The sequence below is a fragment of the Olleya sp. 1-3 genome, from assembly GCF_002836085.1.
In the GTDB taxonomy this organism is placed as follows: Bacteria; Bacteroidota; Bacteroidia; order Flavobacteriales; family Flavobacteriaceae; genus Olleya; species Olleya namhaensis.
Genome location: NZ_PJBW01000001.1, coordinates 47,158 through 63,764, shown reverse-complemented (window position 1 = coordinate 63,764; position 16,607 = coordinate 47,158). Strand labels below are relative to the sequence as shown.

The window sequence follows — 16,607 nt, the reverse complement described above, 5'->3', positions numbered from 1 at the left end:
TTTATGCTGCTAATTTTACTTGAGCTAGAAAATCATCAACTGCATTCTCATTATCAAAATGAATAATACCTTCTGATTTATTTAGAAAAAAATGTATCAAATCAATATGAGTTTTAAACACTCTAAATGAAACTCCTTCATAATTATAAATAAAAAAAAGTGCTCTTGAATTTTCATTTGAAACTATTACAATTTCTATTGTTCGAGATGCTCTTAAATATTCTGTGTTTATAGTTTCAAAATTATTCATCATATATATTTGCGTTAAGGATAGTAGTGGAAAGCCCACAGAGAGGCACGAACGAGGACTTGCAACGAATAGCCTGACCCTTTTTCGGGTAACGCCCAAACTATTAAATTAATGCGCCTCCAACCAATTCAAACCAGTATCCAATTCCACATCCAAAGGTACTTCCATTTTAAAGGCTTGTTCCATTTCGGTTTTAATTAATGTTTTCATTTCCTCTAATTCAGGTTTAAAGACATCAAAAACCAATTCATCATGTACTTGTAGTAGCATTTTGGTTTTATAATTACCAGCTTCTAGTTTGTTGTAGATGTTAATCATGGCAATTTTAATAATATCTGCAGCACTACCTTGTATTGGTGCATTAACCGCATTACGCTCTGCAGCACCGCGCACAATAGCGTTAGCACTATTAATATCTTTTAGATAACGTCTACGATCTAAAACGGTTTTTACATACCCATTATCACGCGCAAACTCGACTTGAGCGCTCATGTATTTTTTAAGCTTTGGGTAGGTTTCGTAATAGGTGTCAATAAGCTCTTTGGCTTCACCACGCGATAAATCGGTTTGGTTACTTAATCCAAAAGCAGACACACCATACACAATCCCGAAGTTTACGGTTTTGGCGTTACTACGTTGGTCTCTGGTAACTTCTTCTAAAGGCACATTAAAAACTTTAGAAGCGGTAGAGGCGTGAATATCTTCTCCGTTTTTAAAGGCTTCAATCATGGTTTCCTCTTCACTTAACGCAGCAATAATACGCAGTTCTATTTGGCTATAATCGGCAGCTAATAAAATGTAGTCGTCATTACGTGGTATAAAGGCTTTACGCACTTGACGTCCACGTTCTGTACGTATCGGGATATTCTGTAAGTTAGGATTGTTACTACTTAAACGTCCTGTAGCAGCAACGGTTTGCATATAGTCTGTGTGTACACGACCTGTTGCTTCTTCCACCTGAAGTGGTAAAGCATCTACATACGTGCTTTTTAGTTTTGCTAATCCACGGTATTCTAAGATGTTTCTAATAATCTCGTGCTCTTTTGCTAAAGCAGATAAGATATCTTCTCCCGTTTTATATTGACCTGTTTTGGTCTTTTTAGGTTTGTCTACCAGTTTTAGTTTTTCGAAAAGGATGATTCCTAATTGCTTTGGTGAGGCAATATTAAATTCTTCGCCAGCAACTTCGTAAATTTTAGCAACTAAGGTGTCTATGTCTTTGTTTAAATCTTCAGACAGGCTGTTTAAAAAGTCTACATCTAGATTGATACCTTCCAGTTCCATTGCAGCTAATACGCGTAGTAATGGTACTTCAATATCTGTGAATAACTTTTTGGTGTTAGCTTCTCCTAATTCTTTTTCAAAATGTTCTTTTAATTGTAATGTAATATCAGAATCTTCAACCGCATATTCTGTTTGTTTCTCCAACGGAACATCGCGCATGGATAATTGATTCTTTCCTTTTTTACCAATCAATTCTGTGATAGAAATTGGCGTATAGTTTAAGTACGTTTCTGCCAAAATATCCATATTGTGACGCATGTCCGGATTAATTAAATAATGCGCTAACATAGTGTCAAATAATGGTCCTCTAACTTGTAGGTTGTATTTGGCTAATACTTTAATATCGTATTTTAAATTCTGTCCTATTTTCTGAATGGTTTGGTCTTCAAAAAATGGTCGTAACGTTTCGATTATGGCTTGTGCTTCCGTTTGGTCCTCAGGAAACGGTAGGTAAAAGCCTTTACCGGTTTCCCATGAAAATGCAATCCCAACCAATTCTGCTATTAATGGGTTTAAACCTGTAGTTTCGGTATCAAAACACACAGACGTTTGGCTCATTAAGTTTTTAATAAATAATGTAGTTGCCATTCCTGGTGCGACGCTTTGGTAAAAGTGGCTGTTGGTTGCGGCTGTTTTGCGTGCAAAGCTATCGTCTGTTGTTGTCGCTGTCGCGGAACTTGGGTCGCCTCCAAACAAATTGAATTGACCTGCTCCAGCACTTTCTGCTTCTTTAGGTGTTACTTTTAGTGCCTTTTTTTCTGAAGGTTCGCCGTTTGAAATAGCTGTTGCTTCTGCTCCGGAAGTAAATGTTTTTGTAAAATTATCTATTAGTCTTCTAAATTCTAACTCTTGAAAAATCTCAACTACTTTCGGGATGTCCGGTTGGTCTAACTCAAAATCTTTAGCATTAAAAGTCACGGGTACATCTAGCATAATAGTCGCTAGTTTTTTAGATAGTAAGCCTAGCTCTTTATTGGCTTCAATCTTTTCTTTCATTTTACCTTTTAGCTCGTGCGTGTTGTCTAAAAGATTTTCCATACTACCGTAAGCAGCTAAAAACTTTTTGGCTGTTTTTTCTCCAACCCCAGGTAAACCCGGAATGTTATCACTAGCATCTCCCATCATTCCTAAAAAGTCAATGACTTGTAATGGATCTGTAACTTCAAACTTTTTCTGTACTTCAGGGATTCCCCAAGTTTCATATCCGCCACCAAACATTGGGCGATACATAAATATGTTTTCGCTTACTAATTGTGCAAAATCCTTATCTGGTGTGACCATAAAGGTTTGGTAACCTTCTTTTTCGGCTTGTTTTGCTAGCGTACCAATAACATCATCGGCTTCAAAACCTGCTTTTACCATAATAGGAATATGCATGGCTTTTAAAATCTCTTGGATAATAGGGACTGCAATTTTTATGGCTTCAGGTGTTTCGTCACGATTGGCTTTATAAGCTTCAAACATTTCGACTCTGTCCGCACTTCCTCCTTTATCAAAACAAACGGCTAAATGATCTGGTCTTTCGCGTTTAATGACGTCTAAAAGTGAATTCATAAATCCCATAACCGCAGACGTATCGACGCCTTTAGAATTGATTCTTGGGTTTTTTATAAAGGCATAATAGCCACGAAAAATTAAGGCAAAAGCATCTACTAGAAATACACGTTTGTTATCTGACATAATTGGAATTTTGATAGAATACCAAAACTACAAAACTTAACGCAGGTTTGCTTTAAAATTTATTAACATCTCAGCATAAAAAAAAGGAACAAATAAGACGGTGCTTTTTGTTCCTTTTAAAAAGAGGTTTGTTTTTTTAATATGTTGTATTGTAGTTGTTAATACGTCACGCCTTGTTTGTCTAATACACTTTTTGTGCGGAAGGCATAAAATAGTAAATATCCAAAGCATAAAGCAGCTACTATATAAGATGGTTGTATGCCAAAAACATCAGCTAATTTACCTTGTAATGGCGGTATGATGGCACCACCTAAAATCATCATGATTAAAAAAGCAGACCCTTGAGAGGTGTATTTTCCTAAACCTGCAATACTTAATGTAAAGATGCATGGCCACATGATAGAACAGAATAAACCACCAGATAAAAAGGCAAATAAAGCGACATTACCGGTTGATGATAATCCTATAATCATGGCTAATACACCAAGTAAACTGAATATTTTAAGTGTTTTTACAGCGTTGTCTTTTGCTAAAAAGAATCCTCCGATTTGTACCGCTACACAGATCGCGAAAAACAATATCTCGTTAGTAGAAAATATAGTTCCGGCAAGTCTATTTGCAGAAAGAACTACCGCTAAAGCCACATAAGGCACGATAATTAGTAGCCATTTTTTTAGTCCCTTACTTGGGTTAAATACTGTAATGGCACCTACCCAACGACCAATCATTAATCCACCCCAATATAATGAGATAAAAGGGGCAATTTGGGCATCGTTTAATGTTGGTAAGCCTAGTGTGTTTAAATTGGTGTCGCCCACTGCACGTTTAAGAAGCTCTCCTAAATTACTTCCAACCGTAACTTCTACACCTACGTAAGTAAATATAGCTAGCATCCCCAATACTAATTGTGGGTACTTCATAGCACCCCAACCTTCTGGTTTTTTTGAAGAACTTGAATAAGCAAATAGTAAAGCACCTACCACAGCAGCTAATGCGATGATTAATAACTTTAGTCTTGTGTGTTCTAAGCTTTCTGAGGCGGTTTCTCCTCCTGTATAAGTACTAAAAATGTATCCAAAACAACCCATGATTATTATGGTTAATACAATTAGTAAGTTTTTAGCTTTATTAGCAGGCTCAAAAGCAGTGTCTGATTTTAAAGCGGGTAGTTTTTTTGAAAAATGAAATAGGGCAGCAGCTAATAAAAACAACAGTCCAACGCCCAAATACAACATCTGGATGGTTATTAATGTAATCTCGTTATCGTTAATTTTTTGAGCTAACTCTTGCGTCGACCAATGTGTAGATCCAAAAATTATAAAACTGACTACAATTGGTCCTATTGTAGTCCCTAAAGAATTGATTCCTCCTGCTAAATTAAGTCTGTGCGATCCTGTTTTTGGATCACCTAAAGCAATAGCGAATGGATTTGCAGCAGTTTGTTGTAACGAAAACCCTAAGCCAACAATAAATAAGGCTATTAAAATTAAGTAAAACACACTAGTTTGACCTTGTTCTGCACCAGATGTTGATGGGTACATAAAAAAGGCGCCAATAGCTGATAACAGCAAACCGTAAATAATACCGTTTTTATATCCCCAATTATTAAGGATGTCTTTTCTTAAAGTATTGGATATTATAAACAACAATAGCGCACCAATATAATAAGCTCCAAAAAAAGCAAAATCTACTAGTTGAGACTGGAATTGATCAATATTAAAATATGTTTTACAAAACGGAATAAAGACTCCGTTGGAAGCAGCTATAAATCCCCAGAAAAAGAAGACCGTTACTAAAGTGGTTAAAGCGGATTTGTTGTTTTGGTTATTCATTTAGTTAGTTTTAATTAGGCTAAATATAGTTATAAATGTTATTTGGATAACAAAAAGTAAAATCGATTTATCAGGTAGCTCTAGTAAATAGATTGTTTTTAGCTAGTTAACGTTTAACAATATAATAAGATATTTAAGTTTTTAAAGGGTTAATTTTGAAGATTAAATTAGACTATGATTCGTTATCTTATTATTGCCATTATATATATTGTATTTACTGTTTACGGCTATCAAGCTATAAAAACAGTGTTTAAATCACCTTGGATACATTACCTGTTTTTTACTATTGCTTTTTTAGTAGCAGCTAATACGGTTTATCAATTTTCTACACCAGGAGTCGGTCGTGTAGTCTCTGGAGGACGCGGTTATGCTATTGGATTTATGTTAGCCTATTTGTCTTTAAATTTAGTGATTGTACCACTTCTAATTGGAGAGGATATTATTCGTGGATTTATTGGACTGTATGATCGGTTTTTTATTACAAGAGAGACGTTTACTATACCATCTAGGCGTAAGTTTATTAGTCAAGTGGCCTTAGGTTTGGCAGCTATCCCGTTTACTAGTTTGCTTTACGGAATGTATAAAGGGCGCTACAACTATAAGGTTTTAAATTATACGCTTTACTTTGAAGATTTACCAGATACCTTTGATGGTTATCGATTAACACATATTAGTGATATCCACGCGGGGAGTTTTGATAATAAAGAGAAAATAAATTATGCTGTGGATTTGGTTAATGAGCAAAAAGGAGATGTGATTTTGTTTACTGGAGATTTAGTTAATAACAAAGCTTCAGAAATGTATGATTGGAAAGATACCTTTTCTAAATTGTCTGCTAAAGACGGTGTGTTTTCTGTTTTAGGAAACCATGATTATGGGGATTATGTAGAGTGGAATTCCGCTAAGGAAAAAAAGGATAATTTAGACGAATTGATTACCATCCAAAAAGATATGGGTTTTGATATCTTATTAAATGAAAACCGTTACATCGAAAAAGAAGGGAAACGTTTGGCTTTAATTGGTGTTGAAAACTGGGGTAAAGGCGGTTTTAAGAAGTCTGGAGATTTGGATAAAGCATCGTCTAATATTACAGCTGACGATTTTAAAATATTAATGTCTCATGATCCATCACATTGGGATGAGAAAGTTATCGCACACGATTACCATTATCATTTAACATTAAGTGGTCATACACATGGTATGCAGTTTGGGATAGAAATCCCGGGTTGGATTAAATGGAGTCCAATTAAATGGCGTTATAAGCATTGGGCAGGAATCTATAAAGAAAAAGGGCAATATATTAACGTTAACAGAGGTTTTGGTTATTTAGCCTACCCTGGACGTGTAGGAATTTGGCCAGAAATAACCGTAATAGAACTTAAAAAAGGTAAGCAAATTGCTTAATTAAATCTAAATGTTATATTTTAGTAACTAAGTTTTAACTAAACTGATATCAAATGTCAAAATTTGGAGAATTAATAGATGTCGAAATTCCTGTACTGTTCGATTTTTTTACAGAGTGGAATGAACCGTCTAAAGCCATGCATGCAGTGCTACGTGATGTAGCAGCAGCACTTGGTGACAAAGCAAAAGTAATTAAGATAGATGTTGAGAAAAATCAAGAGCTATCTGAGGCTTTGCGTGTCAAAGGTTTACCAACCTTAATTATTTATAAAAATGGTGAAATGAAATGGCGCCAAAGCGGAGAGCAAGATGCTAATACCTTAATTGGTATTGTACAGCAATTTGTTTAAAGCGATTTAAAGGTGTACCCTTTTTTGCTAAAGTAATCTAAAACTTTAGGTAATGTGTATTGCATATTTTTTGATGCTTTTACACTGTCATGAAACACAACAATACTTCCAGATGTAGCATGTTTTATTACGTTTTTAAGACATTGCTCTTGCGTAACCTTGACTTCCCAATCATAAGACAATACGCTCCACATAACAATCTTATAACCTTTACTAAGTAATTGTTTTGCTTGACTTCCTTTTATTTTTCCAAATGGTGGACGGAACAGTCCATTACTATTAGGTGCAATGACTTGTTGTGCTTTTAATGTGTTATCAATATAGCGGTCCGTATGTGTATGCCATCCTTTTAAATGATTAAATGTATGGTTGCCAATAACGTGACCTGCTTTGGCAACAGACTTAAAAATATCAGGATATTTTGTTACATTTTCTCCAATACAAAAAAAGGTAGCCTTAGCATCATATTGTGCTAAGGTGTCCAATGTCCATTGTGTGATTTCTGGAGTTGGTCCATCATCAAACGTTAAGTATAATGTTTTGTCCAAAGACGCCTTTTTCCAAATGTATTTTGGAAAAAGGCGTTGGATTAATTTTGGTGTTTTTGCTGGAAAAACAGGCATTTATTCGCTTTTTAAGACCGTGTCTAGTTGTTGTAGTAAATCTTTGTCCGTACGGATTGGATTTGTTTCAACTTCAGGCGCACTGTCATAGTATTGTTTAAATAACTCTAGGTAGTTTGTAAACGTCATAGACTCTTCTTTAGCAAACGGTCTATCATATTGTACTAAAACATCAACTAAGGCTTTATAACGCTCGATATCTGTTAGTATTTCTGTAAAGTTATTGTCTTGATTCTCCTTGGTTAAAGTGCTGTAGTATTTTAAGTTTTCTTGATACTTAATAGAAACGTCTTTAAACAATTGTCGCGCTTTTTCTTGATTGCCAACTTCGTAGTAAGCACTAATATAAGGTTCTAGAAGCGTGTAAAAACCATACTTGTCTACAGGCATGTTTTTCATAGCAATATCTGCTATTTCTTCAGCTTTGTCTAATTGTTCTTCGTTAATCAATTCTTGAATTAGACGCGCTAGATTACCTCTGTATGTAATAGAGTTACGTCTAGTTTCTGTATCATGGTAAATATTGTCGCTACCACTATTACCCCAATCCCAATTAACAACTTTGTCATACATAAACTCCGTGTCTAAGCGTCCCATGTCAAATGGATTTGCTCTAGCAACAGCAGTTTTTATAGGTACTAATGTGTAGACCATGGCATCTAACTGTAAATAGTCTTTCATCCAAATGTAGTCTTCATCACTAAACGCACCACCAGTAAAATGGATTGGACGCTCCCAATTATTAGTAGCAACAATGTCTAACATTAATAGTCTGTTTTTTGTAATGGCATTGCTAGAAATATTGACATCTAAATAAGATTCAATTAAATCAGCATCTTTTGCTTTTACAACACCACTAGCTAAAGCAGCATTTTTGTCCACAGGAATTCTAATGTTTTCCACAGGGAAGTAATTAGAGTTTAAGTATTGCTCAGGATAGTTGCTGCCTGCGTCTCCTTCTTGTTGAAGCGCATATTTTAGCTTCGTTTTAGCATCTTCACTAGATACAAAATTCATAAACGTACGGATGTCTAATGTGTCTTTAGAACGGATACGTTTTATAAGATAATCTCTAGTCCCGTGTTTGTATTTGTCATGGGTTAATGTTGATGGTATCGGATCACTTTTATATGCTTTACGCTTCATTTGATCGATGTACCAATCGGTTTGAAATAAACTAGTGTTTACAACTCTAACATCAGTACGATAATTCTCAATTTCTTGCGCGTACCATAAGGCAAACGTGTCATTATCTCCAATGGTAAATAGTATTCCGTTTTCGCCACAAGAATCTAAATACTTTTTAGCCATAGCTAAAGCAGTATACTTTCCTGATCTATCATGGTCATCCCAGTTTTGAGACGCTAATATTGTTGGTACTAATAATAGACATATTAAAGAGACTGCTGGTGCTAGTACTTTTGACGGTACGTGTTTTTTAAGTAGATCAAAAATAGCGTAAACCCCTAATCCAATCCAAAGCGCAAAGACATAGAAGGACCCTACTACAGAATAATCACGTTCTCTAGGTTCAAAAGGTCTAACATTGGTGTACACTTGAATGGCTAATCCTGTAAATAGGAAAAACACCAAAGTGACCCAAAATAATTTTTTGTCTTTATTAAATAGAAAAAACAAACCTAATAGTCCTAGAATTAAAGGTAAGAAATAGTATGTGTTACGTCCTTTGTTTTGTGCAACGTCCGTAGGTAGATTGTCTTGAGACTGCCCTAAATGCCACTCGTCAATTGGTTTGATACCACTAATCCAGTTTCCGTGTTGGTCATAGCGTCCTTGCAGGTCATCTTGACGACCTGAGAAGTTCCACATAAAATAACGCCAATACATATACCCTAATTGGTATTCAAATAAATATTGAATATTACTTGCTAAAGATGGCTTTTCAATATTAAGGACCGTTCCAAATTGCTTTAAAAAGTCATTATAATCTTCATAATCTATTCGGCCTTGAGCCACATCATTTTTAAAATCAAGGATAGATTTTTCTAAACGTGCTTCGCCTTGGTATTCGGGTTTTATGCTAAAGTCTAAATAGCCAGTAAATAATAGGTAGTTTTCTGCATTTTCGCCACTCCACATTCTTGGTAAAAATGCAGCTTGTTCAGAATTGTAATTCTGTTTTGCATTTTTATATTGGTTTACAATAATATAAGTACCGTTGACTTCGTCCTTTTCATATTTAGGTTTGTCATCTACGTACGGATTGTTTTCATCCAAACCAGTATATTGTTCTGTAAATAAAGGTCCGTAAAACAAATGTGTTTCTGGATACTGTTCTAAATTGTAATAGGCTAATAATTCTCTAGCACTAGAAGGGTTGTTTTCGTTAATAACAACATTAGCGTTAGCTCTAATAGGTAGCATTAACCATGTAGATGATCCAATAAGTACAAAAAGTAAACAAAGGATACCTGTATTATAAGCATATAATTTTTTAGTGTTTGTGTACTTTAAACCATAATAAAAGGCTGCAACCAATAATATACCCGCAATAATAGAACCGGAGTTAAAAGGAAGTCCTACTTGATTAACAAAAAACAACTCTAAAGCACTAAAGTATCTAAGGACATTAGGAAACATTAATTTAAAAACGAATAATAATACGGCTACCGATACGATATTGGCAATTATAAAGTTTTTAACGGTTACGGTCTTATAGTTTTTAAAGAAGTAAATTAATCCGATAGCTGGAATAGTTAATAATCCCATAAAGTGAATACCAAAAGATAGACCAACTACAAAAGCAATTAAAATTAGCCAACGGTTACCTCTAGGTTTGTGCATGTCCTTTTCCCAACGTAACCCTAAATAGAACATTACGGTCATAATTAAAGTGGCCATAGCATAAACTTCAGTTTCGACTGCATTAAACCAGAACGAATCTGTGAAGGCGAATGCTAAACTTCCTACAAAAGCACTTCCTAAAATAGCAAATTGTTGTCCTTTTTCAAGTTTTTCTGGCTGTCCAACTATTTTTTCTAATAATAATACAATAGTCCAGAACATAAATAAAATGGCAAAAGCACTAGAGACTGCACTCATCATATTCATTAAAAAACCGATCTGAGAAGGGTCTAAAGCAAACACGGAAAACACTGCGCCTAGCATTTGAAATAGAGGTGCTCCTGGTGGGTGACCAACTTGTAGTTTGGAAGATGTTAATATATATTCTCCAGCATCCCAGTAACTTACTGTAGGCTCTACGGTAAGTGTGTAGGTGATTAAAGCAATTAAAAAAGCGAACCAACTTAGTATTAAGTTCCATTTTTTAAAGTTGAAAGACATCATAAAGTATCGGTTTGTTATGTGTTGCGAATTTAGTAATTATTATCAAACAGACACCGTTTTTAAGGTAACGTTAAGTTTTTATTGAAATTTTTTTTAAAAAAAGTTTGCGGGAGTTAATAATTGTTTTAAATTTGCATCCTCATTACAAGATTGGCCTATGGTGTAACTGGTAACACGTCAGTTTTTGGTACTGAAGAGTCTAGGTTCGAGACCTAGTGGGCCAACAAAAAAAGCTTCCTTTCAAAAGGGAGCTTTTTTCTATTTAAGACAGTTTGTAATTTATATTTTAAAGGTTATAACAGGTCTTTTAGCATGATTTACTAAATCTTCGCTTATACTACCATTAAAAAAATGTGCGATCCCTTGTCTTCCGTGCGTGCTTATTCCAATTAAATCTGCATTTACTATTTTAGAAAAGTTAAGAATGCCTTTCTCAATAGTGTCATCATTATAGATGTTTATCGTGTAGTTGTCAAATGTATTATTGTCAATAAATTCCATCATTCTAACCTTTGAAGCAGCAGTTGTTGTAAAATTGCTTGGTGTATTTACGTTAAGAAGATGCATTTTGGCTTCAAATAGATTGGCTAGCTTTACTGCTTGTTGGTAAGTTTCTTTATTGTCGTTTTTAAAATCGGAGGCAAATACAAATTCTTTGATATCAAAATGCGCGTGTTCGTTTTTAATCACTAATACAGGTGTGTTTGATGTGCGTATTACTTTTTCGGTATTAGAACCAATAAACAATTCTTTTATGCCTTCAGATCCATGTGATCCCATAACTATTAAGTCTATGTCATGGTTATTACAGGTTTCTAGGATTCCGGTTGCTATTTCATTAAAATCAACAGCTTCATGAACGGTTAGGCCTTTTAGGTAGTCTTTTTGCAGTAAGGTTTCAAATTCTTTATGCGCTAGTTTCATAAAATAAACCGCTTCAGGCAGCTCTGACATTGATGGGGTGTCGGCAAGATTGTTAAAGGGGAGCTCTAACATATGAAGTAGAATGATTTCGCAATCATGTTTTCTTGCTAATTGGGCAGCAACTTGGACAGCATTTTCTGCTTCTTTAGAAAAATCTGTAGGTACGAGTAGTTTTTTCATAATATGGTTATAGTTGGTTAATAAAGAACTTATTATAAAGTTAGCAATAAAAAATGACTTTTAAAAAGTTATGAAAATCAATAAAAATATGTATATTTGCAGCGTTGTAAGAAGAAAATGAAAAATGAGGGGACTAAAGTCCCCTCTTTTTATACTTAAAAATGTTTATAAATACAGTAAAAAGTTTATTAGAAGAAGCCCTAACGGAGCGCCAAGATTTATTTTTAATAGATTTTAGTGTTACTGGAGATAATGCTATCAATATAATTATTGATGGAGATCAAGGGGTTAAGGTTGAAGACTGCATATTTGTTAGTCGTGCAATAGAGCATAATATTGATAGAGAGGAACATGATTTTGCTCTAGAAGTTATGTCGGCAGGTGCAGCTGCACCTTTGACATTGCCAAGACAATACCCTAGACACGTCGGACGCACATTAGAAGTTAAGACCGCAACGCAACATATTGAAGGTGCGTTAACAGCAGTTAGTGATGACGACTTTACGTTAGAGTGGAAGGCAAGAGAGCCAAAACCTGTAGGTAAAGGAAAAGTTACAGTGAATAAAAAAGAAAATATTGCCTACAAAGATGTTGTAGAAGCAAAAGTTATTATAAAATTTTAATTCAAATAGAGTTATGGAGAATATAGCGTTAATTGAATCTTTTTCAGAGTTCAAAGACGATAAATTAATTGATCGTGTCACCTTAATGGCTATTTTGGAAGATGTATTTAGAAATGCATTGAAGAAAAAATTTGGAGATGATGATAATTTTGATATTATTATAAACCCAGATAAAGGAGATTTAGAGATTTGGAGAAATCGTGTAGTGGTTGCAGATGGTGAGGTTGAAGAACCAAATCAAGAAATATCTTTAACTGCAGCAAGAAAGATTGAACCAGATTTTGAAGTTGGAGAAGATGTGTCTCAAGAGGTTAAGTTAATTGATTTAGGTCGTCGTGCTATATTAGCGTTACGTCAAAACTTGATTTCTAAAATTCACGAACATGATAATTCAAATATTTTCAAACAGTTTCAAGAACTTGTTGGAGATTTATATACTGCAGAAGTACACCATATACGTCACAGAGCAGTAATATTATTGGATGACGAAGGAAATGAAATTATTTTACCAAAAGATAAGCAAATTCCTTCTGACTTTTTTAGAAAAGGAGATAATGTAAAAGGTGTTATTGATAGCGTAGAGCTAAAAGGTAACAAACCAACGATCATTATGTCTCGTACGTCTCCTAAGTTTTTAGAAAAACTTTTTGAGTCAGAAATACCTGAAGTTTTTGATGGTTTAATTACTATAAAGAATATTGTTCGTATTCCTGGTGAAAAAGCAAAAGTAGCTGTAGATTCTTACGATGATAGAATCGATCCAGTTGGAGCATGTGTTGGGATGAAAGGATCTCGTATTCATGGTATTGTACGTGAGTTAGGTAATGAAAACATTGATGTTATTAATTATACAACTAACTTACAATTATACATAACAAGAGCTTTAAGTCCTGCAAGAGTGACTTCAATCAAAATTGATGAAGAAAACAAACGTGCAGAAGCAATCTTAAAACCAGAAGAAGTAAGTAAGGCAATTGGTAGAGGTGGTCATAATATTAGATTAGCTGGTCAATTAACAGGTTACGAAATTGACGTTTTAAGAGAAGGCGCAGAAGAAGATGTAGAATTAAGAGAATTCTCTGATGAAATCGAAGATTGGATTATCAAAGAATTTAGTAAAGCAGGTCTAGATACAGCAAAAAGTATTTTAGAGCAAGATGTGGCAGATCTAGTCAAAAGAACAGACTTAGAAGAGGAAACAATTTTAGATGTTATTAGAATTCTTAAGGAAGAATTCGAAGATTAACATATATTTGAGAAAAAAAGAAATTAGGTTAAAGGCAATTTATGGCTGAAACAATTAGATTAAATAAGGTATTACGTGAGCTTAACATCTCTCTTGATCGCGCTGTAGAATTTTTGGATTCTAAGGGTGTAGAGGTTGAGAAGCGCCCGACTACCAAAATTTCAGAGGAAACGTACAGTATTCTTTCAAATGAATTTCAAACAGATGCTAACAAAAAGATGGCGTCTCAAGAAGTTAATGAAGCAAAGAATAAAGAAAAGGAAGAGTTGCGTGTTAAACGCGAAAAAGAACTAGAGGCTAAGCAAAAGGCGGATGATGCTGCTAAGGCGGCTAAAGCTGCTCAGCTCAAAAAAGACGAAGAAGTTATCAAAGCTTCTAAGGCACTTGAGGGACCTAAAACTATTGGTAAAATAGATTTAGATACTGGTAAGAAAGTGGCTAAGAAAGTTGAGAAAACATCGGAAGCTAAACAAGCTGCTGTTAAGTCAGAAAAAGCTCCTGAAGCTAAAGAAACACCAAAAGTGGAAGTTAAAGTTGAAGCGAAAGCAACAACGGATAACAAAGCAAAAGTGGACTCTAAGTCTGTTGATTCAAAAGCCAAAGCAGACCCTAAAGTTAAAACAGAAGCTAAAGCTGAAGTAAAAGCGGACACTAAAGCAACGCCTGCAAAGGAAGTAGCTAAAGAAGACGCAGCACCTCAAGAGCCTGTTGAAGAAACTTTAAAAACAAAATATACTAAACTTTCTGGACCAAAAATAGCTGGTGAAAAAATTGATTTATCTCAATTTAATAAACCTAAGAAAAAGAAAGAAGATCCTAAAAAGGATGATAACGCTAATAAAAGAAAGCGTCGTCGTATATCTAAACCAGGTGATAATAACAATAGATCTAACTCAGGACCATCAAGAGGTGGTAATGATAGATTTAAAGGAAAAAGAACTGGTGGAGGTCGTAAAGCAACCCCTGTTGTAAAAGCAGAGCCTAGTGAAGAAGAAGTACAAAGACAAGTACGTGAGACCTTAGAGAAATTACAAGGTAAATCTTCAAAAGGAAAAGGAGCAAAGTATAGAAGAGAGAAAAGAGATCAACATAGAGAGCAATCAGAAATTGATCAACAAATTGAAGCAGCAGAAAGCAAAATACTTAAGGTTACAGAATTTGTAACTGCAAATGAGATTGCAACGATGATGGATGTTCCTGTAACACAAATTATCTCAGCATGTATGTCATTAGGTATGATGGTAACAATGAATCAGCGTTTAGATGCTGAGACAATTGCTATTGTTGCGGAAGAATTTGGATATAAAACAGAATTTGTTACTGCTGATATTGAAGTTTCAATTGAAGATGTAATTGACAAGCCTGAAGACTTAAAACCTCGTGCACCAATCGTAACTGTAATGGGACACGTTGATCATGGTAAGACGTCTTTATTAGATTACATCCGTAAGGAGAATGTAATTGCAGGAGAATCTGGAGGTATCACACAGCACATTGGTGCCTATGGAGTACAATTGGATAACGGTCAAAAAATAGCGTTCTTAGATACACCAGGTCACGAAGCTTTTACAGCGATGCGTGCACGTGGTGCTCAAGTAACAGATATTGCTATTATTGTAGCAGCAGCGGATGATGATATTATGCCTCAAACTAAAGAAGCAATATCTCATGCACAAGCAGCTGGTGTACCAATCGTGTTTGCAATAAACAAGATTGATAAGCCACACGCTAACCCAGAAAAAATTAAAGAAGGTTTAGCACAAATGAATTTACTTGTAGAAGATTGGGGTGGAAAAATCCAGTCTCATGATATCTCTGCAAAAGTAGGTACAGGTGTTAAAGAATTATTAGAAAAGGTATTACTTGAAGCTGAATTATTAGAGCTTAAAGCTAATCCAAATAAACCGGCAATAGGAACAGTAGTTGAAGCCTTTTTAGATAAAGGTAGAGGTTATGTATCTACAGTATTAGTACAAGCTGGTACATTACGTGTTGGGGATTATGTTCTAGCAGGTAAGAATAGTGGTAAAGTAAAAGCTATGCAGGATGAGCGTGGTCATGATGTACAGGAAGCTGGACCATCTACACCAGTATCTGTATTAGGTTTAGACGGAGCGCCTCAGGCAGGTGATAAGTTTAATGTATTTGCTGATGAGCGTGAAGCTAAGCAGATTGCTACTAAACGTACACAATTACAACGTGAACAAGATGTAAGAACAACTAAGACATTAACGTTGGCTGAGATTGGTCGTCGTATTGCGTTAGGTACATTTAAAGAATTAAATATTATCCTTAAAGGGGATGTGGATGGTTCTGTTGAAGCATTAACAGATTCGTTCCAGAAACTATCTACTGAAGAAATTCAAGTAAATATTCTTCATAAAGGTGTTGGTGCCATTACAGAAAGTGATGTGTTATTAGCAACTGCATCAGATGCGATAATTATTGGATTTAATGTGCGTCCTGTTGGAAATGCACGTACAATTGCAGATAGAGAAGAAGTTGATATTAGAACATATTCTATTATTTATGACGCTATTAATGATCTTAAGGATGCTATGGAAGGTATGTTATCTCCAGAGTTAAAAGAAGAGATTACTGGTACGGCTGAAATTAGAGAAATGTTTAAAGTGTCTAAAGTTGGTACTATCGCAGGTTGTATGGTAATGAATGGTAAGATATTTAGAAACTCACAGATACGTCTTATTAGAGATGGTGTTGTAACTTACACAGGAGTGTTAGAGTCGTTAAAACGATTCAAAGACGATGTTAGAGAAGTCTCTAAAGGTTATGACTGTGGTATGCAAATCAAGAACTACAACGACATTAATGTTGGTGATGTAATTGAAGCGTTCCATGAAGTAGAAGTTAAGAAAAAACTTAAATAATACTTAAGTTATTA

Annotated in this window: 11 protein-coding genes and 1 tRNA gene; 6 read left to right on the top strand and 6 right to left on the bottom strand. The window is 34.9% G+C overall.

The window, feature by feature from the left end:
• Window position 1: 1 nt before the first annotated feature.
• The 3 genes from CXF54_RS00245 to CXF54_RS00235 form a co-directional block, all read right to left on the bottom strand.
• On the bottom strand, window positions 2–289 hold the full coding sequence (locus tag CXF54_RS00245) for a hypothetical protein (RefSeq protein ID WP_198551030.1): 288 nt from the start codon (window positions 287–289) through the stop codon (window positions 2–4).
• A 69-nt stretch (window positions 290–358) separates the two neighbouring features.
• The gene (gene polA / locus CXF54_RS00240) at window positions 359–3,214 is read right to left on the bottom strand and encodes a DNA polymerase I (RefSeq protein ID WP_101201974.1); all 2,856 of its coding nucleotides are present in this window, start codon (window positions 3,212–3,214) and stop codon (window positions 359–361) included.
• Between the two features lie 158 nt (window positions 3,215–3,372).
• On the bottom strand, window positions 3,373–5,046 hold the full coding sequence (locus tag CXF54_RS00235; protein WP_101201973.1) for an MFS transporter: 1,674 nt from the start codon (window positions 5,044–5,046) through the stop codon (window positions 3,373–3,375).
• 174 nt (window positions 5,047–5,220) lie between these two features.
• Between CXF54_RS00235 and CXF54_RS00230 the strand changes: the two genes are divergently transcribed.
• Complete coding sequence (locus CXF54_RS00230; RefSeq protein WP_101201972.1) at window positions 5,221–6,450, top strand: metallophosphoesterase; 1,230 nt, start codon at window positions 5,221–5,223, stop codon at window positions 6,448–6,450.
• A 53-nt stretch (window positions 6,451–6,503) separates the two neighbouring features.
• Complete coding sequence (locus CXF54_RS00225; RefSeq protein WP_090836420.1) at window positions 6,504–6,800, top strand: thioredoxin family protein; 297 nt, start codon at window positions 6,504–6,506, stop codon at window positions 6,798–6,800.
• Here the strand turns inward: CXF54_RS00225 and CXF54_RS00220 are convergent.
• Window positions 6,797–7,423: a polysaccharide deacetylase family protein gene (locus tag CXF54_RS00220; RefSeq protein WP_101201971.1), complete on the bottom strand. Its 627-nt coding sequence runs from the start codon at window positions 7,421–7,423 to the stop codon at window positions 6,797–6,799. The genes CXF54_RS00225 and CXF54_RS00220 overlap by 4 nt on opposite strands.
• Window positions 7,424–10,732, bottom strand: coding sequence for a DUF2723 domain-containing protein (locus tag CXF54_RS00215; RefSeq protein WP_101201970.1), 3,309 nt, complete (start codon window positions 10,730–10,732; stop codon window positions 7,424–7,426).
• Window positions 10,733–10,883: 151 nt separating this feature from the next.
• Here CXF54_RS00215 and CXF54_RS00210 point away from each other — a divergent pair.
• A tRNA-Gln gene (locus tag CXF54_RS00210) sits at window positions 10,884–10,956 on the top strand.
• A gap of 55 nt (window positions 10,957–11,011) precedes the next feature.
• Here the strand turns inward: CXF54_RS00210 and CXF54_RS00205 are convergent.
• Entirely contained in the window at window positions 11,012–11,836 is an 825-nt protein-coding gene (locus tag CXF54_RS00205) for a universal stress protein (protein WP_101201969.1), read from the bottom strand.
• Between the two features lie 161 nt (window positions 11,837–11,997).
• Here CXF54_RS00205 and rimP point away from each other — a divergent pair, with 161 nt between their 5' ends.
• Genes rimP through infB form a run of 3 tightly spaced genes read left to right on the top strand, consistent with a single transcriptional unit; the run spans window position 11,998 to window position 16,593 of the window.
• Window positions 11,998–12,459 carry a ribosome assembly cofactor RimP gene (gene rimP / locus CXF54_RS00200; protein ID WP_101201968.1) on the top strand — a complete coding sequence of 154 codons (462 nt, stop codon included), beginning with the start codon at window positions 11,998–12,000 and terminating at the stop codon, window positions 12,457–12,459.
• Between the two features lie 13 nt (window positions 12,460–12,472).
• A complete protein-coding gene (gene nusA / locus CXF54_RS00195) occupies window positions 12,473–13,705 on the top strand; it encodes a transcription termination factor NusA (protein WP_090836409.1) in 1,233 nt (410 codons plus the stop codon).
• Between the two features lie 41 nt (window positions 13,706–13,746).
• Window positions 13,747–16,593, top strand: coding sequence for a translation initiation factor IF-2 (infB, locus tag CXF54_RS00190; RefSeq protein ID WP_101201967.1), 2,847 nt, complete (start codon window positions 13,747–13,749; stop codon window positions 16,591–16,593).
• Window positions 16,594–16,607 lie beyond the last annotated feature (14 nt).

Excerpts from the sequence above, each read along its gene's own strand:
- CXF54_RS00230 (WP_101201972.1), top strand. The coding sequence starts at position 5,221 with ATGATTCGTTATCTTATTATTGCCATTATATATATTGTATTTACTGTT.
- nusA (WP_090836409.1), top strand. The coding sequence starts at position 12,473 with ATGGAGAATATAGCGTTAATTGAATCTTTTTCAGAGTTCAAAGACGAT.
- CXF54_RS00215 (WP_101201970.1), bottom strand. The coding sequence starts at position 10,732 with ATGATGTCTTTCAACTTTAAAAAATGGAACTTAATACTAAGTTGGTTC.
- CXF54_RS00220 (WP_101201971.1), bottom strand. The coding sequence starts at position 7,423 with ATGCCTGTTTTTCCAGCAAAAACACCAAAATTAATCCAACGCCTTTTT.
- CXF54_RS00225 (WP_090836420.1), top strand. The coding sequence starts at position 6,504 with ATGTCAAAATTTGGAGAATTAATAGATGTCGAAATTCCTGTACTGTTC.
- CXF54_RS00205 (WP_101201969.1), bottom strand. The coding sequence starts at position 11,836 with ATGAAAAAACTACTCGTACCTACAGATTTTTCTAAAGAAGCAGAAAAT.
- polA (WP_101201974.1), bottom strand. The coding sequence starts at position 3,214 with ATGTCAGATAACAAACGTGTATTTCTAGTAGATGCTTTTGCCTTAATT.
- CXF54_RS00235 (WP_101201973.1), bottom strand. The coding sequence starts at position 5,046 with ATGAATAACCAAAACAACAAATCCGCTTTAACCACTTTAGTAACGGTC.
- rimP (WP_101201968.1), top strand. The coding sequence starts at position 11,998 with ATGTTTATAAATACAGTAAAAAGTTTATTAGAAGAAGCCCTAACGGAG.
- infB (WP_101201967.1), top strand. The coding sequence starts at position 13,747 with ATGGCTGAAACAATTAGATTAAATAAGGTATTACGTGAGCTTAACATC.